Origin of the sequence: Ralstonia chuxiongensis (assembly GCF_024158925.1) — a bacterium.
In the GTDB taxonomy this organism is placed as follows: Bacteria; Pseudomonadota; Gammaproteobacteria; order Burkholderiales; family Burkholderiaceae; genus Ralstonia; species Ralstonia chuxiongensis.
This window is the reverse complement of the sequence record NZ_JAMYWC010000004.1, coordinates 200,700-226,232: the sequence shown is the minus strand read 5'-3', so window position 1 is coordinate 226,232 and position 25,533 is coordinate 200,700. Positions and strand designations below refer to the sequence as shown.

General features: G+C 63.7%; 18 protein-coding genes and 1 tRNA gene. 13 read left to right on the top strand and 6 right to left on the bottom strand.

Going from position 1 to position 25,533, the window contains the following annotated elements:
* Positions 1 to 20: 20 nt before the first annotated feature.
* Positions 21 to 1,931 (top strand): 1-deoxy-D-xylulose-5-phosphate synthase, encoded by a 1,911-nt coding sequence (dxs, locus tag NKG59_RS14485; protein WP_045206058.1) that lies wholly within the window; start codon positions 21 to 23, stop codon positions 1,929 to 1,931.
* Between the two features lie 250 nt (positions 1,932 to 2,181).
* A complete protein-coding gene (folE2, locus tag NKG59_RS14480; protein ID WP_045206059.1) occupies positions 2,182 to 2,988 on the top strand; it encodes a GTP cyclohydrolase FolE2 in 807 nt (268 codons plus the stop codon).
* Between the two features lie 46 nt (positions 2,989 to 3,034).
* On the opposite strand, the gene tsaD is transcribed toward folE2, so the two are convergent.
* The gene (gene tsaD, locus NKG59_RS14475) at positions 3,035 to 4,078 is read right to left on the bottom strand and encodes a tRNA (adenosine(37)-N6)-threonylcarbamoyltransferase complex transferase subunit TsaD (protein ID WP_045206060.1); all 1,044 of its coding nucleotides are present in this window, start codon (positions 4,076 to 4,078) and stop codon (positions 3,035 to 3,037) included.
* A gap of 95 nt (positions 4,079 to 4,173) precedes the next feature.
* Between tsaD and NKG59_RS14470 the strand changes: the two genes are divergently transcribed.
* The 3 genes from NKG59_RS14470 (at position 4,174) to dnaG (ending at position 7,830) form a co-directional block, all read left to right on the top strand.
* A complete protein-coding gene (locus NKG59_RS14470) occupies positions 4,174 to 5,397 on the top strand; it encodes a BaiN/RdsA family NAD(P)/FAD-dependent oxidoreductase (protein ID WP_045206061.1) in 1,224 nt (407 codons plus the stop codon).
* A 131-nt stretch (positions 5,398 to 5,528) separates the two neighbouring features.
* Entirely contained in the window at positions 5,529 to 5,978 is a 450-nt protein-coding gene (locus NKG59_RS14465) for a GatB/YqeY domain-containing protein (RefSeq protein ID WP_045206257.1), read from the top strand.
* Positions 5,979 to 6,018: 40 nt separating this feature from the next.
* Complete coding sequence (dnaG, locus tag NKG59_RS14460) at positions 6,019 to 7,830, top strand: DNA primase (RefSeq protein WP_253538015.1); 1,812 nt, start codon at positions 6,019 to 6,021, stop codon at positions 7,828 to 7,830.
* 108 nt (positions 7,831 to 7,938) lie between these two features.
* Here the strand turns inward: dnaG and NKG59_RS26470 are convergent, their stop codons facing one another.
* Positions 7,939 to 8,319 carry a hypothetical protein gene (locus NKG59_RS26470; protein ID WP_253538013.1) on the bottom strand — a complete coding sequence of 127 codons (381 nt, stop codon included), beginning with the start codon at positions 8,317 to 8,319 and terminating at the stop codon, positions 7,939 to 7,941.
* On the opposite strand from NKG59_RS26470, the gene rpoD reads away from it, so the two are divergent.
* The 7 genes from rpoD (at position 8,312) to NKG59_RS14420 (ending at position 17,242) form a co-directional block, all read left to right on the top strand.
* Positions 8,312 to 10,636 carry an RNA polymerase sigma factor RpoD gene (gene rpoD, locus NKG59_RS14450; protein WP_253538010.1) on the top strand — a complete coding sequence of 775 codons (2,325 nt, stop codon included), beginning with the start codon at positions 8,312 to 8,314 and terminating at the stop codon, positions 10,634 to 10,636. The genes NKG59_RS26470 and rpoD overlap by 8 nt on opposite strands.
* Before the next feature lie 108 nt (positions 10,637 to 10,744).
* Positions 10,745 to 10,832: transfer RNA gene (locus NKG59_RS14445), tRNA-Ile, on the top strand.
* A gap of 736 nt (positions 10,833 to 11,568) precedes the next feature.
* Positions 11,569 to 13,164 carry a DUF2957 domain-containing protein gene (locus tag NKG59_RS14440; RefSeq protein ID WP_253538007.1) on the top strand — a complete coding sequence of 532 codons (1,596 nt, stop codon included), beginning with the start codon at positions 11,569 to 11,571 and terminating at the stop codon, positions 13,162 to 13,164.
* A gap of 90 nt (positions 13,165 to 13,254) precedes the next feature.
* Positions 13,255 to 14,514: a DUF2957 domain-containing protein gene (locus tag NKG59_RS14435; protein ID WP_253538004.1), complete on the top strand. Its 1,260-nt coding sequence runs from the start codon at positions 13,255 to 13,257 to the stop codon at positions 14,512 to 14,514.
* Between the two features lie 74 nt (positions 14,515 to 14,588).
* Positions 14,589 to 15,413 carry an OmpW/AlkL family protein gene (locus tag NKG59_RS14430; RefSeq protein WP_045206065.1) on the top strand — a complete coding sequence of 275 codons (825 nt, stop codon included), beginning with the start codon at positions 14,589 to 14,591 and terminating at the stop codon, positions 15,411 to 15,413.
* A 112-nt stretch (positions 15,414 to 15,525) separates the two neighbouring features.
* The gene (locus NKG59_RS14425; protein WP_045206066.1) at positions 15,526 to 16,017 is read left to right on the top strand and encodes a hypothetical protein; all 492 of its coding nucleotides are present in this window, start codon (positions 15,526 to 15,528) and stop codon (positions 16,015 to 16,017) included.
* Positions 16,018 to 16,228: 211 nt separating this feature from the next.
* The gene (locus NKG59_RS14420; protein WP_253538003.1) at positions 16,229 to 17,242 is read left to right on the top strand and encodes an MBL fold metallo-hydrolase; all 1,014 of its coding nucleotides are present in this window, start codon (positions 16,229 to 16,231) and stop codon (positions 17,240 to 17,242) included.
* A 16-nt stretch (positions 17,243 to 17,258) separates the two neighbouring features.
* Here NKG59_RS14420 and NKG59_RS14415 read toward each other — a convergent pair whose 3' ends face one another.
* Genes NKG59_RS14415 through NKG59_RS14405 form a run of 3 tightly spaced genes read right to left on the bottom strand, consistent with a single transcriptional unit; the run spans position 17,259 to position 23,590 of the window.
* Complete coding sequence (locus NKG59_RS14415) at positions 17,259 to 18,536, bottom strand: branched-chain amino acid ABC transporter substrate-binding protein (protein WP_253538001.1); 1,278 nt, start codon at positions 18,534 to 18,536, stop codon at positions 17,259 to 17,261.
* A 25-nt stretch (positions 18,537 to 18,561) separates the two neighbouring features.
* Positions 18,562 to 21,873, bottom strand: coding sequence for an acetyl-CoA carboxylase family protein (locus tag NKG59_RS14410; protein WP_253537999.1), 3,312 nt, complete (start codon positions 21,871 to 21,873; stop codon positions 18,562 to 18,564).
* A gap of 13 nt (positions 21,874 to 21,886) precedes the next feature.
* The gene (locus NKG59_RS14405; protein WP_253537997.1) at positions 21,887 to 23,590 is read right to left on the bottom strand and encodes an AMP-binding protein; all 1,704 of its coding nucleotides are present in this window, start codon (positions 23,588 to 23,590) and stop codon (positions 21,887 to 21,889) included.
* A gap of 200 nt (positions 23,591 to 23,790) precedes the next feature.
* Between NKG59_RS14405 and NKG59_RS14400 the strand changes: the two genes are divergently transcribed.
* A complete protein-coding gene (locus NKG59_RS14400) occupies positions 23,791 to 24,501 on the top strand; it encodes a TetR/AcrR family transcriptional regulator (RefSeq protein ID WP_253537995.1) in 711 nt (236 codons plus the stop codon).
* On the opposite strand, the gene NKG59_RS14395 is transcribed toward NKG59_RS14400, so the two are convergent.
* Positions 24,485 to 25,300 carry an oxygen-binding di-iron domain-containing protein gene (locus tag NKG59_RS14395; protein ID WP_045206072.1) on the bottom strand — a complete coding sequence of 272 codons (816 nt, stop codon included), beginning with the start codon at positions 25,298 to 25,300 and terminating at the stop codon, positions 24,485 to 24,487. The two genes, NKG59_RS14400 and NKG59_RS14395, sit on opposite strands and share 17 nt — an antisense overlap.
* Positions 25,301 to 25,533: the final 233 nt, after the last annotated feature.

Sequence of the window (25,533 nt, the reverse complement as noted above, 5' to 3'; positions counted from 1 at the left end):
CGCCTGAGCGGCGGTCCCACATGACGTACGAACTTCTGAACACCATCGACGATCCGGCCGACCTGCGCCGACTGGACCGCCGCCAACTCGGGCCGCTGGCCAACGAGCTGCGCGCCTTCGTGCTCGATTCCGTCTCTCAAACGGGCGGCCATCTGTCGTCGAACCTGGGGACGGTCGAACTGACCATCGCGCTGCATTACGTCTTCAACACGCCGGAAGATCGCATCGTGTGGGACGTCGGTCACCAGAGCTATCCGCACAAGATCCTGACGGGCCGCCGCGACCAGATGGGCTCGCTACGCCAGTTGGACGGCATCTCCGGCTTCCCGCGCCGCAGCGAGAGTCCGTACGACACGTTCGGCACCGCGCACTCGTCCACGTCGATTTCGGCTGCGCTGGGCATGGCCCTGGGCGCCAAGACCAAGGGTGAAGATCGCGTCGCCATTGCCGTGATTGGCGACGGCGCGATGAGCGCCGGTATGGCCTTCGAGGCGATGAACAACGCGGGCGTCTATAAAGACCTGCCGCTGGTGGTCGTGCTGAATGACAACGACATGTCGATCTCGCCGCCGGTGGGGGCGCTGAATCGCTACCTCGCGCGGCTGATGAGCGGGCAGTTTTACGCGGCCACCAAGAAGGGCGTGGAAAAGCTGCTGTCGGTGGCGCCGCCGGTGCTGGAGTTCGCCAAGCGCTTCGAGGAACACACCAAAGGCATGTTCGTGCCGGCCACGATGTTCGAGGAGTTCGGCTTCAATTACATCGGCCCGATCGACGGACATGATCTCGAGTCGCTCGTGCCGACGTTGCAGAACATCCGCCAGCGCGCACGCGAAGGTGGTGGCCCGCAGTTTCTCCACGTCGTCACCAAGAAGGGCCAGGGCTACAAGCTGGCCGAGGCTGATCCAATCCTCTATCACGGCCCGGGCAAGTTCAACCCGCAAGAGGGCATCAAACCTTCCGGGCGCCCGGCCAAGGTCACGTACACGCAAGTGTTCGGCCAATGGCTGTGCGATATGGCGGCGGCCGACAAGCGGCTGGTGGGCATCACGCCGGCCATGCGCGAAGGCTCTGGGATGGTGGAGTTCGAGCAGCGCTTTCCGGACCGCTATTACGACGTCGGCATCGCCGAGCAGCACGCTGTCACCTTTGCTGGCGGCCTGGCGTGCGAGGGGCTGAAGCCTGTTGTCGCCATCTATTCGACGTTCCTGCAGCGCGGCTATGACCAGTTAATCCACGACGTCGCACTTCAGAACCTGCCGGTGGTGTTTGCGCTGGACCGCGCCGGTCTGGTCGGTGCAGACGGCGCCACGCACGCAGGCGCTTACGACATTGCCTACCTGCGCTGTATCCCCAACATGATGGTGATGACGCCGGCCGACGAGAACGAATGCCGCCAGCTGTTGAGCACCGCGTTTGCGCAGGACTGCCCGGCAGCAGTGCGCTATCCGCGTGGTGCAGGCACGGGCGTGGCGGTGCAGCCGACGCTGGAGCCGCTGCCGGTAGGCAAGGCCGAAGTGCGTCGCGCTTCCACGGCTCCGGCAGGCCAGCGCGTGGCGATTCTGGCGTTTGGCTCAATGGTTGCCCCGGCTTTGGCAGCGGCTGAACGTTTGGACGCGACCGTCGTCAACATGCGCTTCGTCAAGCCGCTCGATGTGGCCTGCGTGCTCGAAATGGCCCGCACGCACGATTACGTGGTCACCGTGGAGGAAGGCTGCGTGATGGGCGGTGCAGGCAGCGCCTGCCTGGAAGCGCTGGCTGCCGCAGGTGTCGCTACGCCGGTGCTGCAGCTCGGCCTACCCGACCGCTTTGTCGACCACGGCGATCATGCAGCGCTACTGGCGCAATGCGGGCTGGATGCCAACGGCATCCTCGCCTCCATCCGCGAGCGCTTTGCCGTACAGCCGCGCGCTGCAGCCCCGCGCGTCGCCTGAGTCACCTTTGGCTTTGAGCCATAGGCAGAATCAATCACCCGTATTGCATCCACGGGTATGAGTAGTTGACTGCAGAGGTAGGAAATTTCTTTTACACTCCGCCAGTCTTATTTGTGAATTGTGTGCGCAGTCGCGGGATTGGCCGATTCGATCACTTGAGGGGTGGTCACCGTCAGCCAGGTTCCGCGGTTTCACACTCGTTGCGTACCGGCCGACTGCGATGGCCGGGCGACCGTAAAGGAAACCGATCATGAACGATATGAACCCAGCTTTCGCGATGCCGGACGTGCAGTCCAGCCACGATACCCGCCAGATCCCCATTCAGCGCGTTGGCGTGCGCGGTGTGCGTTACCCGATGTCGCTGCAGACCCCCTCGGGCGTGCAGAACACCGTCGGCACGTACAACCTCGATGTGCATCTTCCGGCTGACCAGAAGGGCACGCACATGTCTCGCTTCGTCGCGCTGCTCGAAGAAGAGCGCGAGCCGCTGAATCTGGCGCAGTTCCAGTTGCTGCTGGAAAAGATGCTGGAGAAGCTCGAAGCCGACGCCGGCCGCATCGAAGTCCACTTCCCGTATTTCGTCAGCAAGACCGCCCCGGTGTCGGGCGTGCAATCGCTGATGGACTATGAAGTGACGATGATTGGCGAAGTGCGCGACGGCCACACTACGGTCCGTGTCAAGGCGCTGGTGCCGGTGACGAGCCTGTGCCCGTGCTCGAAGAAGATCTCGCAATACGGCGCGCACAATCAGCGCTCGCACATCACGATCGACGCCGAGCTGGCCGCCGATACGCCGGTCGAATCGCTGATTCGCATGGCCGAAGAGGAGGCATCGTGCGAACTGTGGGGCCTGCTCAAGCGCCCGGACGAGAAGTTCGTGACCGAGCGTGCGTACGAAAACCCCAAATTCGTGGAAGACCTGGTGCGCGATATCGCCATGCGCCTGAACCAGGACGACCGCATCGTGGCCTACACGCTGGAAGCTGAAAACTTCGAGTCGATCCACAACCACAGTGCTTATGCGCTGATCGAGCGCGACAAGCGCACCGATAAGTAATCGACGCTGCGCCAAAGAAAAATGCCGCTCAACCGAGCGGCTTTTTTCATGCTTGCTGGATACGGATGTCTTCGAGGTCCCAGCGTGGTGTCACGCCGTAGCCGTAGCCGTCCTGCACCTGGGTGGGGTCGGCCTGCAGCCGCATTGCCCCGGCAAAGGCAATCATGGCGCCGTTGTCGGTGCAGAACTGCAGGTCGGGGTAATAGACGCGCAGGCCGCGCTTTTTGCCCTCGGCGTTCAGGCCATCGCGCAACTGGCGGTTGGCGCCCACGCCACCCGCCACGACGATGCGCTTGAGGCCATGTTCGCGTGCCGCGCGCAGCGTCTTCTTGACGAGCACTTCGACGATGGCGTCGACAAATGCGCGAGCAAGGTCGGCGCGTGGCTGGTAGCAGGTCTCGCTGTCGGTCAGGTTGAGCTTGCGCACTTGCGTGAGCACCGCAGTCTTGAGGCCCGCGAACGAGAAATCGAAGTTGCCCGAATGGAGCATCGGCCGAGGCAGGTCGAATACGCCCGGGTTGCCGAATTCGGCCAAGCGCGACACGGCAGGGCCGCCCGGGTATCCGAGGCCGAGCAGCTTGGCGGTCTTGTCGAAGGCTTCGCCGGCGGCGTCGTCGAGTGTTTCGCCAAGCAGAGTGTATTGGCCGACGCCATCGACGCGCATCAGCTGCGTATGCCCGCCCGAGACGAGCAGGGCCAGGAACGGAAACTCAGGCCGGTCTGCCTCCAGCAGGGGCGAAAGCAGATGCCCCTCCAGATGATGCACGCCCACCAGCGGTTTGCCGAGCGCAAACGCCAGCGCATTCGCCACCGAAGCGCCCACCAGCAGCGCGCCCGCCAGCCCCGGGCCTTTTGTATAGGCAATGGCGTCGATGTCCGCGCGCGTGGCGCCGGCTTTGCCAAGCACCTCTTCGAGCAGCGGAATCACGCGGCGGATGTGATCGCGCGAGGCCAGCTCGGGCACCACACCTCCGTATTCGCGGTGCATGGCGATCTGGGAATACAGCGCATGGGCGCGCAGGCCAACCGCCGTGTCGTACAGGGCGACGCCGGTTTCGTCACAAGAGGATTCGATGCCGAGAACCAGCATGGCAAGCGGGAGTGAGGAATTGCAATGGGAAGGCCGCCGAAGATAGCACAAGTTAAAATGCGCGGTTTCTTCAAGAATAGGGCGGCGCAGCCATCATGATGCGGTGCGATGTAGCGGTGATCGGCGCGGGCGCGGCCGGGATGATGTGCGCGGCTGTGGCTGGCCAGCGCGGCACACGCGTGGTGCTGATCGATCACGCGACGAAGTTGGCGGAGAAGATTCGCATCTCCGGCGGCGGGCGCTGCAACTTCACCAACGTCAACGCGGGGCCGGCCAACTACCTGTCGAACAATCCGCACTTCAGTCGCTCGGCGCTGGCGCGGTACACGGCCCAGGATTTCGTCAGCCTCGTTTCCAGCTATCGCATTCCGTATCACGAGAAGCACAAGGGCCAGCTTTTCTGCGACGACAGCGCGGAAGACATCATCCGCATGCTCGAAACGGAATGCGAGCGGGGCAATGTGACCTGGCGAACCGGCTGCTCCATCGCTGAAATCGGCAAGGACGGCGAGGCATATCGTCTGTCGACCAGCGCAGGTGAGATCGTCGCCAACAAGGTGGTGATCGCCACGGGCGGCTTGTCCATCCCCAAGATCGGCGCGACGGATTTCGGGTATCGCATCGCGCGGCAGTTCGGGTTGAAGATCGTTGAGACGCATCCGGCGCTGGTGCCGCTTACCTTCAATGCCGAGCATTGGGCCCCGTTCTCGGCATTGTCCGGCGTGTCGATGGAAGTGGATGTGACCGTTGAGCAGCCTGCGGGCAAGGGCGGTCGAAAGGGCGGCGCCACGACGTTCCGCGAAGACTTGCTGCTCACCCATCGTGGGCTGTCCGGCCCAGCCGTGCTGCAGATCTCCAGCTTCTGGAATTCGGGCCAGCCGCTTGTCATCGATCTGCTGCCCGACGCTGACGCCGCACAGTGGCTGTGCGATGAGAAGTCGGGCTCACGCAAGCAACTCGGGACGGTGCTGGCGCAGCGCTTGCCGGAACGCGTCGCGCAGGCGTGGTGCGCCACGCACGGTGCCAACCCGCAGGCGCCGATTGCCGAGTTGCCGGACAAGGTGCTGCGCATACTTGGCGGCGCGCTGAACCGCTGGGAGCTGACACCGTCCGGCAGTGAAGGCTATCGCAAGGCCGAAGTGACGCGCGGCGGGGTCGACACGCGCGCGCTGTCATCCGCCACCATGGAGGCGCAATCTGCGCCGGGCCTGTACTTCATCGGCGAGGTGGTCGACGTGACGGGCTGGCTTGGCGGCTACAACTTCCAGTGGGCGTGGGCCTCGGCCGTGGCGGCGGGGGAGGCTGCGTCCGCCCGCTGATCCCCCACGGATCGGTCCTGGAACTGTTTGGGTTCTGTGCTACGATCAGTGATCCATTTTCAAAGTTTGCAACCCGCTGGGCCCACCGTCCAAGCGGGTTTTGCCGTTTATCGGAGTTCAGAATGTCGCAGTTGTCCCTCAAGGCACAGATCACGGAAGACATGAAGGCCGCCATGCGTGCCAAGGAAGCAGATCGTCTGGGCACGATCCGTCTGTTGCAGGCTGCCATCAAGCAGCGCGAGGTGGATGAGCGCATCGAACTGGATGATGCTGCCGTGCTGGCCGTGATCGACAAGATGCTCAAGCAGCGCAAGGATTCGATCACCGCATTCGAGCAAGCCGGCCGTGACGATCTCGTCGCCAAGGAAGCGGCAGAGGTGGCCGTGCTGCAGGTCTATATGCCCGCGCAACTGTCGGAGGCTGAAGTCGACGCCGCCGTGCGTGACGCCGTGGCCAAGGCTGGCGCAACTGGCCCCCAAGACATGGGCAAGGTGATGGGCATCCTCAAGCCCGCCCTGGCCGGCCGCGCCGACATGACGCAAGTCTCAGCACGCGTGAAGGCCGCTCTGGCTGGCGCCTGAATCCCTTCCACACTCGCAGCATCCAAGGGGCGCACCCCGCGTGATCCCGCAGCCGTTCATTGACGACCTGCTCAACCGCGTCGATATCGTCGACGTGGTGGGCCGTTACGTGCAGTTGAAGAAGGGCGGCGCCAACTTCATGGGGCTGTGCCCGTTCCATAACGAGAAGTCGCCGTCGTTCTCGGTGTCGCCCACCAAGCAGTTCTATCACTGCTTCGGCTGCGGCGCGCACGGTTCGGCCATCGGCTTCCTGATGGAGTTTTCCGGGCAATCGTACGTCGAGGCCATCAAGGACCTCGCGCAGTCCGTCGGCATGGTGGTGCCCGAAGAGCGCGGTGGCTTGCCGCCTGCAGCGCGGGCCGAGCAGCAAGCCAAGACTGTCGCACTGGGCGACGTCATGGCCCGCGCCTGTGAGCACTACCGCAAGCAACTGCGCAGTGCACCCAACGCCATCCAATACCTAAAAGGCCGCGGCCTGACTGGCGAGATTGCCGCGCACTTCGGCCTCGGCTATGCGCCGGACGATTGGCAATCGCTTGAAGCCGTGTTCGGTCCGTATCGCGAAGACGCCACCGCCGCACCGCTTATCGAGGCCGGGCTCGTCATCGAAAGCGAGAAGACCAGCGCCGATGGCTCGCACCGCCGGTACGACCGCTTTCGCGATCGCATCATGTTCCCCATCCGCAATACCAAGGGCGTGGTGATCGGCTTTGGCGGCCGGGTGTTGGGGCAGGGCGAGCCGAAATATCTCAATTCCCCCGAAACGCCGCTGTTCAGCAAGGGCACCGAGCTGTACGGCCTGTTCGAGGCGCGCAACGCCATCCGCGAGTTCGACTATGTGTTGGTCGTGGAAGGCTATATGGACGTCGTCGCGCTGGCGCAGCTCGGGTTTGCCAATGCGGTGGCCACACTGGGCACGGCCTGCACGCCCGTCCACGTGCAGAAGCTGCTGCGGCAGGTCGATACCGTCATCTTCTCGTTCGACGGGGACAGTGCGGGGCGCCGTGCTGCACGTCGTGCGCTCGAAGCGTGCCTGCCGCACGCTACCGACAACAAGACGATCAAGTTTCTCTTCCTGCCCTCGGAGCATGATCCGGATAGCTTCGTGCGGGAAGAGGGCACCGAGGCCTTCGCCCGTGAAGTGCACAACGCGATGCCGCTGTCGCGCTTCCTGCTGCAGGCCGTGACGGAAGACCTCGACATGCGTCAACCCGAGGGTCGTGCCCGCGCGCAATACGAAGCCAAGCCGCTGCTGAGTGCCATGCCTGCCGGCGGCCTGCGCCTCCAGATCGTGCGCGGCCTAGCCGACATGACAGGCACCACGCCCGCCGACATCGAAGCGCTATGCGGCCTTCGCAGCGACCCGGCCCAAGCGGGCCGCATGACACAAAAGCGCCCGCGCGTGGCGCGCACTGCACCCACCGCGTTGGAGCAAAAGGTGCTTCGCCTGCTCATGCGCTATCCCGCACTGGCCGCCCGGCTCGACGCCGATGCCCGCACGCAGTTGACTGCGCCACAATTGCCCCAAGGTGAGGTGTTGGCGGGTTTGCTGGCCGAATGCGATGCTGTCGGTCCGGAAGTGCACTTCGGGGCCTTTGTCGAGCGACTTGGTCAGACGCCCCAGGCCGAAGCTTTTGCCGCGCTGCGTACCGCCGTTCTCCAGGATGACATTGAACTGGAGCCGGCCATTTCCGAATTCGATACCGCCGTGCAAAAGATGCTCGCCGAGCCACTCAAGCGCGAGCTGGAGATGTTGCAGCGCAAGATGGAAGCCGGCCATGCCGGCGACGAAGACAAGGAGCGCCTGCGCTGGCTCGTGGGCGAAATCAGCCGCCGTCGACAGCTCGTGTAGTGCATGGGCTGCAGAGCCAACCGCCAAGCTGGGCGGGCAATTGCGGGTAGCCCCTTGATTTTTCAGGCGAAAACCCGATTTTCGTTTAGACCGGCTTGGTCTGGCGTGCTAGAATAGCCGGTTTGGATTGCAAGTCCTTTTTCCCATTTTTGGGGGAGTGAGCGTGCCCATGGTGAAGGTGAAGACCTCCGCGAAGGCCGGTTCCAAGGCCAGTCCTGCTTCTGATTCTGCCAAGCGATCCTCATCGGCGCGCGGCTCGGGAGGAGGAAAGACCCCAGCGGGAACGGCGAAAGTCGCGAATGGTCGGACCCATATGGGGCAGGCAGGATCGACAGGAGTGAAGGCCACTGCGCCGGCAAAGACGGGGAAAACCCAGCCGCGCCAGACCGCCGATATCGCTGTCGCCGCCAAGACTGTCAAATCGACAGCGCGCACAAAGGGCGCGATCCAATCTTCAACCTCAGGCAAGGTCTCGACGTCGATGAGCACGAGCGCCAGACCTGGCGGCACAGCCGCTTCCGTCGCACTCAAGGGCAAGACAACCACCGTGGCGAAATCGAAAGTTACCGAAGTCGAGAGCAAGCAGACCACTGCCAGCGCAAGCGCAACCAAGACGGGTACTGCTCGTACCAGCACCGCAGCCAAGCCAGCCAAGGCAACCGCGGAAGACACCAAGCGCACCGCCCAGGCAGAGGCCACCCCCACAACTCCTCCCGCGCCCCGCGCCGAGGCAGCAGCCGAGCCCAAGAAGCGCGGCCGCAAGCCCAAGGCAGAGACGCAGGCAGACGACGACAGCAGCACGGACGTGACTGAAGAATTTGACACCCCCGCCGCTCCGGCACCGAAAACCGAAAAGCTGAAGGCCCGTGACCGCAAGGCCAAGGAAAAAGCCCTGCTCAAGGAATTCGCTGCCTCGCAGCAAGGCGGTTCGGAAGAAGAGCTCGAGGCTCGCCGCCAGAAGCTCAAGGCGCTGATCAAGCTGGGCAAATCGCGCGGCTACCTGACCTACGCCGAAATCAACGACCACCTCCCCGACGACATGGTCGACGTGGAGTCGCTGGAAACGTTGGTCGCCACGCTCAACGACATCGGCGTTGCCGTGTACGAGCAGGCGCCGGACGCTGAAACGCTGCTCCTGAACGACAACGCACCTTCCGTGACCACGGAAGAAGAGGCTGAAGAAGAAGCTGAAGCCGCGCTGTCGACGGTTGACTCCGAATTCGGCCGCACGACCGACCCGGTCCGCATGTACATGCGCGAAATGGGCACGGTCGAGCTGCTGACGCGCGAAGGCGAAATCGTGATCGCCAAGCGCATTGAAGCCGGCCTGAAGGACATGGTCATGGCCATCTCGGCGTGCCCGGTCACCATCTCTGAAATCCTCGCCATGGGCGAGCGCGTTGCCAACGATGAAGCCAAGATCGACGAGTACATCGATGGCTTGATCGACCCGAACGCTGAAGCCGATGCAGCCGCTGCTGCTGAGGAAGAAGAGGAATTCGAGGAAGAGGAAGCCGCAGAAGAGGTCGACGAAGAGGAAGACGAGGACGATGAAGGCGCCGGCGCTGCCGCAGCCTCGGCCCGCCAACTCGAAGAGCTCAAGCAGGCTGCGCTGGTCAAGTTTGGTGTGATCGGCGAGCAGTTCGACAAGATGCGTCGTGCGTTCGAGAAGGAAGGCTACAAGTCCAAGCCTTACGTGAAGGCACAGGAAGCCATCCAGGCCGAGCTGATGACGATCCGCTTCACGGCACGCAACGTCGAGCGCCTGTGCGACACGCTGCGCGGCCAGGTGGACGAAGTGCGCAAGCTCGAGCGCGCCATCCTGAACATCGTGGTCGACAAGTGCGGCATGCCGCGCGGCGACTTCGTTGCGCGCTTCCCGGGCAACGAGACCAACCTGAAGTGGATCGAGACCGTGGTGGCTGATGGCAAGCCGTACAGCACCATCGTCGAGCGCAATGTGCCGGCCGTGCACGAACTGCAGCAAAAGCTGATCGACCTGCAGGCGCGCGTGGTGCTGCCGCTGACCGAGCTGAAGGACGTCAACCGCAAGATGTCGGAAGGCGAGCGCCGTGCCCGTGAAGCCAAGCGCGAGATGACCGAGGCCAACCTGCGTCTGGTGATCTCGATCGCCAAGAAGTACACGAACCGCGGTCTGCAGTTCCTCGACCTGATCCAGGAAGGCAACATCGGCCTGATGAAGGCGGTGGACAAGTTCGAATACCGTCGCGGCTACAAGTTCTCGACGTACGCCACGTGGTGGATCCGTCAGGCCATCACGCGTTCGATCGCCGACCAGGCACGCACCATCCGTATTCCGGTGCACATGATCGAGACGATCAACAAGATGAACCGCATCTCGCGTCAGATTCTGCAGGAAACCGGCAACGAGCCGGATCCGGCAACGCTGGCCGAGAAGATGGAGATGCCGGAAGACAAGATCCGCAAGATCATGAAGATCGCGAAGGAGCCGATCTCCATGGAAACGCCGATCGGTGACGACGACGACTCCCATCTGGGCGATTTCATCGAGGATACGAACACGCTGGCTCCGGCCGAAGCGGCGCTGCATGGCTCCATGCGCGGCGTGGTGAAGGACGTGCTCGATTCGCTGACGCCGCGCGAAGCCAAGGTGCTGCGCATGCGCTTCGGTATCGAAATGAGCACCGACCACACGCTGGAAGAAGTCGGCAAGCAGTTCGACGTGACCCGCGAGCGTATCCGTCAGATCGAGGCGAAGGCACTGCGCAAGCTGCGCCATCCGAGCCGTTCCGACAAGCTGAAGAGCTTCCTCGAGGGGAGCTGATTCTGTAGCGAAGCAGGCGATTTTCCGAGTGGGCTCGCGCCCACTTTCAGGTAAAATCCCGCACCAGGCCCGGCCTAAGCGCCGGGTCTCTTTTTTTCCCGTTTCACAGGGCCGGACGCCGTGCTGGTTGCAGGCAGCGGACTCATAATCCGCCTCCGAAAGGACACCGTGGGTTCGAATCCCACCCGGCCCACCATCTTTCTTCTCCCGCCTTTTTTCCCTTCATCCGCGTTTGCGTGCCGTTTTTATCTGGCGGCTTTCTCTCGCCTTGCGCGCGTTATTGTCACGGGATCGTATTTTGCTACTTCAGTGAGTTTCGGCGAAATATATTCATTTCGAAATAATTGAATAACACCGCATTGCGTTGGCATTCCCCCAATCGGAGGGGGTAGTTTAAAACGCTTCAAACGAAACCGTTTCATTCCCTCGTTTGAAAAACCGCCAAACCGCGCCGCGCCTGCTTGCGCGGGGGATTGCGGTCGCTGTTTTGAATGAAATCTCTATTTACTTCATACTCTGAGCGGACCATAGTTTCGGCCATAACGATAAGTAAATAGCCAGTAGCGTACCCTTCGGAGACACAGGATGTTACGCATTCAAAACGGGCCCTTCCAGCATTCCGCTTCTGCGCGTGCCCACGCGCGTCACCGCCATCGTCGTCACTGCAGCAGCGGTGGCGAGGCTCGTCCACGCTAGCAGCATTACCTCGATTTCTTGGGATCGGCACCCTGCCGATCTGCGTGATACCCGGTAAACCATCGGGTAACGCGGCCAAAGCTCGTCCGCCGTTTTTGTAGTTTGCAGGTCGATCTGCCGACGGGGCAGGTCGTGCGCTGTCGGCTGTCGTTTGCCGGCAGGCGGGGTATTGACCGGCTGTTGCACACATTCGCCGGCCCAAAACACAACAAGTTCCAAAACGTGAGGAGACAACCATGGGTAGTCGACATCATCTTTTTGTTGTCATGGCAACCAGTTGCATAGTGGCCATGCCGTTTATCGGCGGGTGCGGTGGGGCGGATGACCCCGGCTCGTCGGATGTTGCGCAGTGTTCGGGCAGTTCCTGCCCGCCTAGCGGAGCGGTCACCACACCCAGCACGCCGACCAGTCTGTGCCCAGCGGCGCTGGACTACACGACCACGTACACCGGCGGCTCGGGCAGCGGCGAGTACATCAAGGTCAAGTTCGATACGAGCAAGAACACGTACCAGATGCAGTTTCTGGAATCGTCGGTGCCGACTTCGGCGGGACAGATCAATACGACCCGCAAGGGGCTGACCATCGACGGTACGTTCGTTCATCCGACCAACTTGCCGACGCCAGAGCAGAACCGCTGCGCTTTCGTGCTGCAGTCGGGCAAGACGGCCGACAACAGCTACGCGATCACCGTCAATCCGCAAGACCCGCCGATGCTGTTTGTCGGTCAGGGCATCGTGGGGGGCGGCATTCCGGGGGCGACCATCCAGTTCGACGGCATCCAGCCGATTCCCGGCGTCGTGATTGGCGCAGTGCCTTCGCGAACGTTTGATTTCTATCCGTTCCTGGGCTTCTCCGAGACGGTGACGGATTTCTCGCAGGTCGCGGGGCGCTACAACCAGGTCGGCGTGCACGTCACGCCCACGGGCTCGGGCAGCCAGACCTCGGCACCGCAAGGTTGGCAGCCTGACGCTGTCAACTGGACGCAGACGTTGAACGCAGACGGCACGTGTACCGCGGAAGGCATCGACTATTCGTGCCACACGACGGGCACGCCCTGGACGCTGCGTCAGAACACCGATGGCTCGCAGGACAACGTGTTCGTCAGCAACCCGACCAGCGGCAGCGTGCCGTATCCGTATGTCGGCCAGGTCTCGCCGCTGGTGCTGCTGGCGCCAAGCCAGGCCAAGGGCATCCTCATCGCCGGCAAGCTCAACGGGCAAGTGGTGCCGGTGGTGATCCGTGTCGGCTACTCGCATAGCGATGCGACGAACCTGCTGGCTTCGGTGGCGGACGACCAGATCGGTATCTCGATCCTGTCGCCCGCGACGGCGATCCCGGCCAACGCGCTCAAGGGTGGCTATGTTGGGGCGACCAGCGGCTCGGCTTGCGGCGTGGTCAGTAACAACGGTCCGAGCGGTGCGCCTGCCAGTGGCAACGGCTTGAACGCGACGATCGATCACCCGGAACTGTCGGGCTCCTTTAGCGGTGGCTTCTTCCACGCCAATGCCGGCAACTGCAGTGACGGCACGGCCGTGTCGACGCTGGCCGCCAACTACACGTCAACGCTGTTCCAGAACGGCACCGCGGCCTTCATCAACCCGCTCACCTCGCGTGTGACGGCGCAGTTCGGCCTGGACTACACGCAAACCTCGCCGGGCAAGCTGATCGTGACCGCGCAGAACGACTTCAACGCGCAAGGCGCCAGCGGCAACGTCGCGTTGTTCAAGGCGGGCGACACCGGCGTGGCGGTCAAGGTGGGCAACGTGTACGCGATGCTCATGAACAACAACAAGTACAACCCGTTCTTCACGGTCGGTGCATTCGTCCAGTGAAGCGTGCAACAACGAAACCACATGCGGCGGCGTGCGTGACCTGTGCACGCGGCGCTGCCGCGGCTGAACAACAACATGGAGGAGACGCAAATGCAATGGCGTAAATGGTTGGTCGTGCTCGCGTGCGCGCCGATGGTGACAGCATGCGGAGGTGGCGGAGATGATTCGCCGGCTCCGGTGATCCAGCGCCTGTGTCCGCAGGCCATCGACTACAACACCGTGTTCACCGGCGGGTCGGGCTCGGGCGAACTCGTGAAGGTGCAGCTCGACACGACGAAGATGACGTACCAGATCACGTATCTGGCCTCGCCGATTCCGGTCAAGACGGGCACCGTCGCGCCCACGCGCGATACGGCCCCCAACAACGTGCAGACCGGCACGCTCACGCAGGAAACAGCGCTGCCGACCGAGAAGCTGAACCAGTGCGCGTTCCGCTTGGATAACGCAAGCCTCGATCCGAGCCGGCCTGCGCGGTTCTTCCTCGGTCAGGGTGTGCTGGGCGGCACGATCCCGGGAGCGACGATCCAGTTCGATGGCATTGTCGGCGTGGGCAAAATTCCGCAGACCACGTTCCCGTACTACCCGTTCATCAGCTTCTCGAACACCGAGACCGATCTGAACAAGATCGCGGGCAACTACAACCAGCTCGGCTACCACCAGGTGCCGTCGCAGAACTTCTCGCAGCAGGCGGTTGACGCGCGCTTCACCATCAACGCGGACGGCACCTACACCGAGTGCGACAACCTGGGTGTGAAGAACGGCGGGGCCTGCCTGACGTCAAGCGCGACGGTCAACCAGAAGCTGACGCTGCGCAGCGATGCTCCGGCCTTCACCACGCTGAACTATCAGCCGCAAGTGCCGGCCACGGTGTCGTCGCTGGACCCGGCCAAGGCGGGCAAGGGCGTGATGATCGTGGGCAAGCTGTATGGCCAGCTCGTGCCGATCTTCATTCGCGTGGGGGCGGCCAATTCCGATCTGACCGCTGGACCGCCGGTGGCGGACGACGAGTCCGGCATCTCGATGATGGCGCCGGTCGGCAACATCGCGCAGGGCTCGCAAGACGGCGAATACACGGGTGTGGACAGTACCTTCAACTACCGTGCCACGGCGCTGGTGGGTGTGCAGGCCACGATGCTCGATCCGTTCAACGCATCGCAGGCAGCGCTGGCGCGCCCGCTGAACCTCGACTTCACACAGACCGTCCCGGGCGTCATCCGCACCACGCAGACCAGTGCCCCGGCCGGCTCGGCCCCCACGGGCAAGCTGATCTTCACCGGCAAGACCTTCGGCTTCCTGGATATGAGCGATACGAAGAACCCGTACTTCACGGTGGGCGCCTTCGTGCAGTGACGTTTCCGGAATAACACGCCACGGGGCGCGGCACAGACAACCGCGCTCCGCTCAGAACAACAGGAGGAAGCATCATGAAGAAACTGACTGTCGCATTGGTGGCGGCCTGCGCATCCGCAGGGGCCATGGCGCAGCAGGCCGGTGACAACGTGGCGACGGTGGGCTGGTTCCACATCATGCCGCAGGACTCGAGCAACAACCTGACCACCAGCGTGATCAATGCGCCGATCAATGATCCGCTGCGCTTGCCGGGCAGCTTCACGTCGCCCAACAGCGGGCTGCGCGTGAGCAATGCCAACACGCTGGGCCTGACGCTCACGCATTTCTTTACCGACAACATCGCGCTGACCACGATTGCCGGCGTGCCTCCGGAATTCAAGCTGACCGGGCATGGCGTGATCCGCGCGCCCGGGCCCGCCGGCGCACTCGGCCACGTCGATCTGGATGACCCGTCCAATCAGCCGGCCGTGCGCAAGGCGCGCCAATGGAGCCCTGGGGTCATCCTGCAGTGGTACTTCGGGCACGCGCAGTCGACGTTCCGTCCGTTCGTGGGTGTGGGCGTGGTCTACAGCTTCTTCACCAACATCGAGCTGAATCCGTACTTTGCGGCGGCGGTGAATCGCGAACTGGGCAGCGTCCTGGCAGCGGGGGCGGGCAAGCCGGGGCCGACGTATGTGGAAGGGAAATCGTCCGCCTCGTGGGCGCCGATCTTCAACCTCGGCGCGAGCTACGCGATCAACAAGCAATGGGCATTGACGGCAACGGTCTCGTATCTGCCACTCAAGACCGAAGCGGCAACCGTCATCAAGGCGGCGGACGGGACCACGCTGGCGACCACCAAGACCACGCTCAAGGCCAATCCGATCATCACGTTCGTCGGGGTGTCGTACAAGTTTTAGCTGGGTGTCGGCTGTCTGCGCCTGGCTAATTGGCGCGGCGTGAATCGAGCGGGAACCGGTTTGCGCCGCATTCTTAAGGCGGTTTCTACCGTCAGTTCTAGTGAGGCAATAAATGAGCACACGTAAAGTCGTATCTCTTGCAGTTGCACTCGCACTTGCCACCGTAGCAGCCACACCCGCACTTGCCGTCACCGTTTCGCGTGTCGATGGTCAAGCCATGAACCCGAACGGCGAGCCGTTCTCGGTGACGGGCCAGACCACGTTGTCCAAGGGCTCGATCAGCGCCAATTGCACAGCGACCTTCACCGGTACGATCACGCCCACGGGCATCGTCAACATCACGTCCACATCGTTTACCGGCGGCGGGACGTGCGGCCTTATCTCGGGAACGACCCCGTGGACTGGCCAGGCCGACAGCACCACCCAGCTGTCGATCAACAACGCAGGGGTCAGCGTGTTCCTGCTGGGTAACTGCGGCCCCAGCAAGGTCGTGACCGCCTGGAACGACCCGAACTCGTCGCTCACGTTCACCAACGCACTGCTCACACCGGACTGCACGGTGAGCGGCACGGTGGTATCGACGCCGAAGTTCCACGTGCAGTAAGCACGTACCCGGTTGACGGCCGGTTGCGCAGCCGCCGTCGATTGGTCTGAAGCATGGGCCCGGCATGTCGGGCCTTGTTTCTTTTTGCGGGCCGGTTTTCTGTCTGAGCAATACCCCTGTCGCCAATGGCGGCAACGCAATGTGCTGGGCGGTGGCATGATCCGGCTTCCGCCGCTGCACCGGGGCAGCGGTCTTTCCCAGGAGCCAAGACATGCGTTTGCTCACCTCTGTCGCCGTGGCCGCCACGATGGCGGCGTCCATCGGATTTGCCCACGCCCAAACCGCAACATCGGCTGTGGCTGCCACCGCTGTCAGCACCGCCGCCACGCAACAACGCACCCAGGTGCCCGGCTATTACCGCATGGCCCTGGGCGACGACGTTGTGACCGCCCTCTACGACGGCTACACCGATCTGCCCGCCAAGACCTTGCTTGGCCTGAATGCGAAATCGGTGCAGAGCTTGCTGGCGCGGATGTTCGTATCGAACACGCCGGGCATGCAGACGGCGGTGAACGGCTTCCTGATCGACACGGGCGCCAAGCGCATCCTTGTCGATACGGGTTCTGGCACGTGCTTTGGCCCGACGATGGGCGGCCTGGCGGGCAACGTCCGTGCGTCCGGTTACCAGCCGGAGCAGATCGACGCCGTGCTGCTGACGCACCTGCATCCGGACCACGCATGCGGCCTCTTGACGCCGCAAGGCCAGCCGGCGTTTCCGAACGCGCAGGTGTATGTGGCCGCGCCGGAAGCCGATTTCTGGTTGAGCGAAGCGGTTGCCGCGTCCAAGCCGACCGACATGCAACCGTTCTTCAAGATGGCGCGCGACTCGGTGGCGCCATATGCCGCCGCGGGTAAGCTCAAGCAATTCAAGCCGGGCGACGAGGTGGTGCCGGGCGTACGCTCGGTGGTCGCCAACGGGCATACCCCGGGGCACAGCGGTTACCTGTTTGCATCAAAGGGACACAGCCTGCTGGTGTGGGGCGATATCGTGCACAGCCACGCGGTGCAATTCCAGCACCCAGAGGTCGCATTCGAATACGACGTCGACAAGAAGGCAGCTGTTGCCTCGCGCCGCAAGCTGTTTGCGGAAGCCGCGCGGGACAAGCTTTGGGTCGCAGGCGCACATCTGCCGTTCCCGGGCCTGGGTCACGTGCGCCGGGACGGCAACGCATTCGCCTGGGTGCCGATCGAGTACGGCCCACTGCGCACGGACCGCGCTGACTGATCCCCCGATTGGCTCGTCAGGCGCCCGCCGGCCGCTTCATCTTGCAAGTGGTCGGCAGGTCCAGGTCTTTGGCCGGGGTTGTGCTCTCGGTTTTGTGGCCCCATTGGGTGCCGTCGTAGCCGACCTTGACGGTCTTTCCGTCCACCGGGGCGATGGTCGATACTACCTGGGGCAGCAACAACTGGTGGTCGACCTTACGCATCGTGACGTCACCCAGAAAGCTCTGTTTCTGCATGCCTTCCAGTGCCAGCGCTATCTTCAGCGGATCGGTGGAATTGGCTTTGCGGATGGCGTCCGTCACGAGTTCGACGGACAACACGGTGCGCGGGGCGAAGTGTTCGCCAGCAGGTGTCTGGCGCACGCGCGCATCCATCTGCATCAGCTGCGCGTCACCGTTGCCGGGCGTCCATTCAGACACCCACGTCACCTTGCCGATCTTGGCCTGCGACACTGCCAGCACGGTGCCCGGGGCGCCCGCGCCGCTGTGGTTCAGATAGCGCACGTCGTAGCTCATGTCGCCAGCGGCCTTGATGAGCAGGTTCAGGTCTTGCCCCCAGTTGCCGGTGAGGAGTGTGTCGGCGCCCGTTGCCTTGGCCTTCGAGACGTAAGGCGCGAAGTCCTTCACCTTGCCGATCGGGTGCAGCGTCTCTCCGGTGAACTGCACGTCGGGCCGCGCGGCTGAGATCATCTGCTTACCCAATGAGGCCCACAGCCGGCCGTGTGCGTAGTCCTGGTTCAGCGAATAGACCTTACGGATATCGGGCTGCGTTTTCACAAAGTTGGCCAGCGCGCGCATCTTCATTGCGGTGTTGGCCTCGGTGGCGAAATGCCAGAAGCTGCAATGCGCGCCCGTCAGGTCAGGGTCGATCGATGCGTAGTTGATGATTAGCACGCGCTTGGTCGGATTGCGCTCGTTGTGCTTGGTGGCGGCATCCACCATGGCGGCCACCACGGAAGAGCCCGAGCCGCCGGTGAAGACGATCTTCGCCCCCGCATCGATGGCGCTTTGCAGGGCCGACAGACTGTCTTGCGCCGACAGCTTGTTGTCATAGGTCGACAGCTCGTAGCGGGCACCGTTCAGCACGCCCTGCGGTTGTGCGTTGGCGTCGTCGATGCCGAGTTTCAGATTCGCCAGAAACTGCTCGCCCACATTCGAGAGCGGCCCGCTCAGTTGATCGATGAACGCTACCTTGATCGGGGCCGGGTCGGCGGCGTAGGCCAGTGGTGCGCACGAGAGCGCCCCGGCACAAGCCAATGCGGACACGGGACGGGCAAAGCGGATCACTGCGGGCATGTCTCCTCCTTGTGTGTGTTCTCGTCTACCAGGTGTCGATGAAGCGGCGCGTGGCTGGGTCGCGCGCGTGCCGCGGCTGCGCAGGCGGCGTCGATTGCAGCCCGCGCAACAGCCAGCGGCGCGTATCGGCCGGGTCGATCACTGCGTCGATTTCGAGATAGCTGGCGATGTTGAGCGCGCGTCCTTCCTCGTAGGCCGCATCGACCATCTTGCGGAACAGCATCTCGCGCTCGGCAAGGTCTTCCACCGCTTCCAGCTCTTTGCGATAACCCAGGCGGATGGCGCCTTCGATGCCCATACCGCCAAACTCGCCGCTCGGCCACGACGCGGTGAAGAACGGCGCGTGGAAACCGCCCGCCGCCATGGCCATCGCCCCGAGGCCGTAGCCTTTGCGCAGCACGACGGTGAAGAAGGGCACGCGCAAGTTGCCCGCCGTCACGAACATGCGGCTGACGTGGCGTACGGTGGCGGTTTTCTCCGCGTCCGGCCCGACCATGAAACCCGGTGTGTCGCATAGCGAGACGATGGGCAGATCGAACGCGTTGCACAACTGCATGAAGCGCGATGCCTTGTCGGCCGCTGCAGAATCGATGGCGCCGCCCAGGTGGCGCGGGTTGTTGGCAATGCAGCCGAAGGCGCGGCCTTCGATACGGATCAGCGAGGTGATGATGCCCACGCCAAAGGCTTGACGCAGCTCCAGCACGGAACCTGTATCGGCCAGCGCATCGATCACGGCGCGCATGTCGTAGCTGCGCATGCGGTTTTCGGGAATTACGTGGCGCAGGTGGCGCACGTCGCCGGCTTCCCAGTGGGTGAGCGGGCCCTGGAAATAGCTCAGGTAGCGGCGCGCGACATCCACGGCTTCGGTTTCGTTTTCGACCAAGACATCGATCACGCCATTGGGCGCCTGCACGCTCACGGGGCCGACCTCTTCGGGCGCGTAGATGCCAAGGCCGCCGCCTTCGATCATGGCCGGGCCGCCCATGCCGATGGTCGCGTCGCGCGTGGCGATGATCACATCAGCGCAGCCCAGCAGCGCGGCATTGCCCGCAAAGCAGCGGCCCGACACGATGCCGACGGTCGGCACCAACCCCGAGAGGCGCGCGAAGTGAATGAAGGTGGGGCAGTCGAGGCCGCTGACGCCGCGCTTTTCAGTGTCGCCCGGCCGGCCGCCGCCGCCTTCGGCAAACAGCACAACGGGCAGCTTCCATTGCTGCGCCAGCTCCAGCGCGCGGTCGGTCTTCTTGTGGTTGAAGGTGCCTTGTGTGCCAGCCAGTACGGTGTAGTCATACGCGAGCACCATGCAGCGCGCGTCCTGATCGGGAAAGTGCATGCCGTTGACGGTGCCAATGCCGGTGATGATGCCGTCGGCAGGCGTCGATCGAATCAGGTCATCGAGCGCGCGTCGCTGGCGTTGCGCGGCGATGGCGAGAGCGCCGTACTCGATGAATGAACCGGCGTCGCACAAGTGGTCGATGTTCTCGCGCGCGGTGCGCTGGCCGGTCTTGCGGCGGCGGGCAACGGCGTCCGGGCGGTTCGCGTCGAGGCCGAATGCGTGGCGGTCGATGACGGCCTGCAGGTCGGGGCGAACGCGCTCGAGGTCGATCTCTGCGTCGGCAGTAGCGTCGTCGTGTTGTGCATCGCTGGGCTGAAGCACGGCCAGCGGCTGGCCCTCGCGTACCGTTGCGCCCGGCTGAGCGCAGACCTGCAGCACGCGTCCGGCCGCGGGCGCGATGACAACGTGCTCCATCTTCATCGCTTCAATCACAGCCAGCACGTCGCCGCGCGCAACCATGGCGCCGGCTTCTGCGTCGATCTGAATGAGCGCACCATCCATCGGCGCGGTGAGAACTTCAGCATCGTCAGGAAGCTCGTCGACGAATGATGTTGCGGGCGTGAGGTCGGTGGTTGCGACCGACGTGGCGTGCAGCGCGGGATGGGCTTCGCCATTGCCGGCGGCTAGTTCGGCGAGCTTCGCATCGAGGAACTGCGTGTGCACGGCGTTGGCCTGCACGTCGGCGTCATGCAGCAGGTCTTGCAGCAGACGCTTGTTGGTGGCCAGCCCTTCGATGCGGAATTCGCACAGCGCGCGGTACGTCTGTGCCAGCGTCTGCGCATACGTGCCGTGCGGCGCGTGGACGATCAATTTGGCCAGCAGCGAATCAAAGCGCGGGTTCGGACGGTAGCCCGCATAACCGCTGGTGTCGACGCGCACGCCGGGGCCGTTGGGTGGTTCGAATGCCGTGAGCGTGCCGGTGGACGGATGCGGTTGTCCGGATGCATCGATGGTCTCGGCATTGATGCGCACTTGCACGGCGTGGCCGCGCGGTGCGATTGGCCGGGCAAGCCCCAGGTCGGTGAGCGAGGCCCCTCGCGCCAGAGCCAGTTGCGTCATCACCAGGTCGACACCCGTCACCATCTCCGTGACGGTGTGCTCGACTTGCACGCGCGGGTTGGCTTCCATGAAGTAGAACGTAGGGTGCGGCGTGCCCGCGCCTTCCACGAGGAACTCGAACGTGCCGATGCCGCTGTAGCCCGCCGCTTTGGCAAGCGAGACGGCGGCGTCAGCGATGCGCGTGCGCAGGGCGTCGTCCAACGCGGGGCTGGGCGCGATCTCGATCAGCTTCTGGTGACGGCGCTGCAGGCTGCATTCACGCTCGCCGAGATGCACAACGTTGCCATGTGCGTCTGCAACGATCTGGATTTCGATATGGCGCGGCGCGGGCGCCAGAGCTTCCACATAGACGTCGCCGCCACCACCCGCAGCGGTGGCTTCAGAAACACACCGCGCATACGCGTCGGCAATCGCCTGCGCATCGTGCACCGCGCGCATGCCCCGTCCGCCGCCGCCGGCCACGGCCTTGATCATCATGCCGTGCGAGGGCGGCAGCGCAGCGAAGAAGGCGCGCGCATCTTCAAGCGTGGTCGCGCCTTGCGTGCCGCTGACGATGGGAATGCCGGCCTCGTGCGCAAGTGCCCGCGCGCGTGCCTTGTCGCCGAAGAGATCGAGCACGCGCGGTGACGGTCCGATGAACTGCACTCCGGCCTGTGCGCACTGGCGCGCGAAGGCCGCGTTCTCACTCAGAAAGCCATAGCCCGGGTGAACCGCATCGGCGCCGACGGCGCGTGCGGCCGCTAGGATGGCTGCGCCGTCGAGATATGCGCGCGGGCCGGTGCCGGGCAAGGGCACGGCTTCATCGGCGCGCAGTGGATGCAGCGCGTCGCGATCGTCTTCGGAATAGATGGCGACGGAGGGCAAGCCCATCGTGGCGGCTGCGCGGGCAATGCGAATGGCGATCTCGCCGCGATTGGCGATCAGCAGTTTGCGAAACGTCATGGAACGGTGTGGGTTAGATCTGTTCAGCGAGTGGAGCGAGGTCCTGCTTGCGCACCTTGCCGGTGGCCGTGAGTGGCAGCGCGTCGACGATGCGCACGACAGGCACCTTGTAGATGGCCATGTTTTCGCGGCACCAACTGGTGAGCGTGGCGTCATCCAATGTGCCGACGGCCTCGGGCCGCAGCATCACGAAGGCGACGGGAAGCTGGCCGCGTTGTTCGTCAGCGCGGCCTACCACGGCAGAACCGAGGATGGCCGGATGCTTGCCGAGCATGGCTTCGATCTCCGCCGGGAATACGCTCATACCGTTGACCTTGAGCATCTCCTTGCGGCGGCCGAGATAGTGGACGTAGCCGTGTTCGTCGATGCAGCCGATGTCGCCAGTGTGAAACCAGCCATTGCGCAGCGTTTGCGCGGTGGCGTCTGGCTTGTTCCAGTAGCCTTTGAGCAGCGTCGGCGTGCGTACGCAGAGTTCGCCCTCGGCGCCGATCGGCATCAGTTCGTGCGTGTCGAAATCGCAGATCTTGAAGTCGGTGCCCGGCACCGGCAACCCGACGAAAATCGGTTGCGAGCGCAGGTCGAAATCGTCGTCCTGCATGCCGACCGTGAAGCTGTTGCAGGTCTGCGTTTCCGTCATGCCCCAGGCGCTCTCGGCCATCATCGAGCCGGTCAGTTCACGCCACGCACGGCGGTATTCGGGGTTGAGCTTTTTCACGAACGACGACACGCCCGTATGCCGCAGCGAGCGTAAGTCGTACGCATGCACACGCGGATGTGCCATCACCTCGGCCGCGCTGTCGACAAGCATTGAGCCGTTGGTTACGCGGTAGCGCTGCACGCCAGCCATGAAGGCTTCCGCATCCCAGCGCGCGAGCAGCACCAGCGGCACGCCAAGGAAGGCAGGGAAGATCAGGCCGGTGTTCTCGCCGGCAATCCAGAACTGCGGATAGAAGCTGAGCATGACGGTGTCGGCATCCGCGCGCAGCGACACGGCCGAGAACGCGGCAGCCATATCCACCATGTCGCCCTGCGTGTGGATGCAGCCCTTGGGCAGCCCCGTCGTGCCGCCGGTGTAGTTGAGCGCGGCAACTGCATCGAGTGAGGCGGGCGGCAGGGGAATCGGCGTGGTCTGTGCCAATGCGGGCAACAGGTCGATTGCATCGTCGCAGGCCAGCGGCGGCTCGGTCAGCATTGCCGGGAGCGGCAGCGTCGGCAGCGCGGGCAGCACGTCTGCGTAACGGGTGACGAGGACGTGCTCGATCGATGTTTCGGGCCGCACGTCACGCACCAGCGGCATGAGGCGATCCAGCGTGACGATGGCGCGCGGTGTGGCGTCGCTCAGCGCATGCATCAACTCCGCTCGCTGCGACAGCGGGCTGATCGGCACATACACGGCGCCCAACTTGAGAATGCCGAAAAACACCGCATTGAATTGCGGGCAGTTCGACAGGAACACCGCAACGCGGTCGCCCGCGCCAATGCCGTGTTGCGCGAGCAGCGCAGCGAAGCGGTCGGAGAGATCGTCGAGCTGGGCGAACGTCGTGTCGTGCCCGTAAAAGTGGATGGCCGGTTTGTCTGGCGTGGTGCGGGCCCAGTGCCGCAGATAGTCGGTGAGGGCAGCGCGCCCGATCGGGTACTGCGGCTCGCGGGGGGTATCGACCGGCCATGCGCGCGCCCAGAGCGCGCGAACGCGGCCGAGATACTCGGACTCGTCCATCGCCAAAGCTTGTCTCCGTTGGGTTGTGCAGTGCGTGCGCACGGCGGCGCCGCACTATCTATACTGAAAAGTAATTTTTTATACCAACGGGTAAGAATATAGAAAGCGTTCTTTGATGCGTCAAGCAATTAAGAGCAATGATGTCGCCAGATGCGCGTATGCCACGGCGCATACGCGGGCGACATGCGAAAATACGCGCCATGTCCATCGTCCGCAAATCTGCCGTTCCCGACGTGCAACCGTCGGCTGAAGCCGAGGCCCCCGAGGCCTCTGGCGTCACACCGCCAGTCACGCGCCCGCATATCGCCGAGCGGCAGGAGGCCCGCCGCCGGCAGATTCTCGACACAGCTGCGCAACTCTTTTTCACCAAAGGCTATGCCGGCATGACGATGAGCGACCTGTGCAGCGCGCTGGGCGTGACCAAGCCGGCGGTGTACTACTACTTCACCGACAAGTACGAGATTTTCGACATTCTGTGTCGCGAGGCCGCACAGGTGTGTCTGTCGGCCATCCGTGAGACCGCCGACCCGGCCCTACCCGTGCGGGAGCGTCTGCAGGCGTGTCTGCTGGAAATGGCGCGTCGTTGCATCGACTGCCACTACGCCGCGGCGCTCACGTACCGCGATCGGCAATACCTGCGCCCCGAAACGGTGGAGTGGCTGCACGGCATGTCGCGGGCGTATTACCGCGATCTCTATGCGCTGCTCGACGAGGGCAAGCGCGCCGGCGTGTTCGACTTTGGCGATGCGCGCGTCGCCGCGCACTCGATGGGCGGTGTGATGGGGTTTATGTATACGTGGCACGATCCATCGCGCATCGACGCCGGCGTACTGGCGCACGAGCTGTCGAGCGCCATGATGAAGATCATTCTGCCGGCCGCTCCGGCATCTGGCGTTAAACGCGCGTCTTGAGCGTCGCGCCGGCCGGCGCCTTCGGCAACGCAGGCAGGCGGAAGACTTCGGGCGTCATCAAGTCGATGCCGCAGTCGAGCGTCTCAACCCAGTCGATGAACCGGTTGACCATGGCTTTGCCATGGAAGGCTTGGCCGTGCTGCGGCACGATCCATTCAATATCGAGCCCTCGCACCATCTGCGCCCACAGCCGGCACACGCGGTTGCCGCTCATGTAGCGGCGGTGGAAGGGCGCCATCAGCGGCAGGTGCGCGTCAAAATCTTCCACTGGCTTGGCGGCCACATTGGCGTGCACCATCGACGCCCCCAGATCGCCTGAGAACAGGATGCGCGACACCGGATCGTAGAACTGGAAATTGCCTTCCGAATGCAGGAAATGCGCCGGCACCGCCAGCAGATGCGATTGCCCCAGCGGAATCGCCATGCCCGTATCCGGAATCGGCACGATGCGGCCTTCGGTTTTGCCGACGCTGCAGAAGTGGGGCAGAAAGCGTTCCCACACGCGCGAGATCAGGATGTCGCAGCTTGAGCTCGTCAGCCACCGTCCCGCCGAAGCGACGATGTCGGGGTCCGCATGCGAGGCCAGCACGTAGTCGAGCTGCTTGGGCGGAAAGTACCGGTTCATCGCCAAAAACAGCGCGTTGTAGGTCATCTGACCCCCTGGGTCGATCAGCGCGCCGTGGCCGTGATCGACGATCAGGAATTGGTTTGTCTGCACCGGCAGGTCATCGTGATCGTCGACCAGGTCGGAAAACATCAGGCAGACGTGCTCGGGCGTTTCATAGAGCGTGGTGACCATGGGAGAGCGCAGCCGCGGTTGGAATGCTCCGATGGTCGCGCAGGGCGGGGCGGCCACACTTGATCCGTGTCAAGGCAGGTGTGACGCCGGCGTTGGCCTGGGTGGCCGATCATCCGGCCCGGGCTGAGTCTCACGTGATAAACTCTTGATCTTTAACGCTTTGCGCGAGCCGCACGCGGGTTTTCCGCTTGGGTCTGGCGCGCCGCCATGCCAACCGGCATGCCGCATCTCCC

Bases quoted from the DNA above. Each gene is read 5' to 3' on its own strand.
- dxs (WP_045206058.1), top strand. From the start codon at position 21: ATGACGTACGAACTTCTGAACACCATCGACGATCCGGCCGACCTGCGC.
- NKG59_RS14425 (WP_045206066.1), top strand. From the start codon at position 15,526: ATGAGCACACGTAAAGTCGTATCTCTTGCAGTTGCACTCGCACTTGCC.
- NKG59_RS14400 (WP_253537995.1), top strand. From the start codon at position 23,791: ATGTCCATCGTCCGCAAATCTGCCGTTCCCGACGTGCAACCGTCGGCT.
- NKG59_RS14470 (WP_045206061.1), top strand. From the start codon at position 4,174: ATGATGCGGTGCGATGTAGCGGTGATCGGCGCGGGCGCGGCCGGGATG.
- NKG59_RS14395 (WP_045206072.1), bottom strand. From the start codon at position 25,300: ATGGTCACCACGCTCTATGAAACGCCCGAGCACGTCTGCCTGATGTTT.
- tsaD (WP_045206060.1), bottom strand. From the start codon at position 4,078: ATGCTGGTTCTCGGCATCGAATCCTCTTGTGACGAAACCGGCGTCGCC.
- NKG59_RS14440 (WP_253538007.1), top strand. From the start codon at position 11,569: ATGGGTAGTCGACATCATCTTTTTGTTGTCATGGCAACCAGTTGCATA.
- NKG59_RS14415 (WP_253538001.1), bottom strand. From the start codon at position 18,536: ATGCCCGCAGTGATCCGCTTTGCCCGTCCCGTGTCCGCATTGGCTTGT.
- folE2 (WP_045206059.1), top strand. From the start codon at position 2,182: ATGAACGATATGAACCCAGCTTTCGCGATGCCGGACGTGCAGTCCAGC.
- NKG59_RS14410 (WP_253537999.1), bottom strand. From the start codon at position 21,873: ATGACGTTTCGCAAACTGCTGATCGCCAATCGCGGCGAGATCGCCATT.
- rpoD (WP_253538010.1), top strand. From the start codon at position 8,312: ATGAGCACGAGCGCCAGACCTGGCGGCACAGCCGCTTCCGTCGCACTC.
- NKG59_RS14435 (WP_253538004.1), top strand. From the start codon at position 13,255: ATGCAATGGCGTAAATGGTTGGTCGTGCTCGCGTGCGCGCCGATGGTG.
- NKG59_RS14405 (WP_253537997.1), bottom strand. From the start codon at position 23,590: ATGGACGAGTCCGAGTATCTCGGCCGCGTTCGCGCGCTCTGGGCGCGC.
- NKG59_RS14420 (WP_253538003.1), top strand. From the start codon at position 16,229: ATGCGTTTGCTCACCTCTGTCGCCGTGGCCGCCACGATGGCGGCGTCC.
- NKG59_RS14430 (WP_045206065.1), top strand. From the start codon at position 14,589: ATGAAGAAACTGACTGTCGCATTGGTGGCGGCCTGCGCATCCGCAGGG.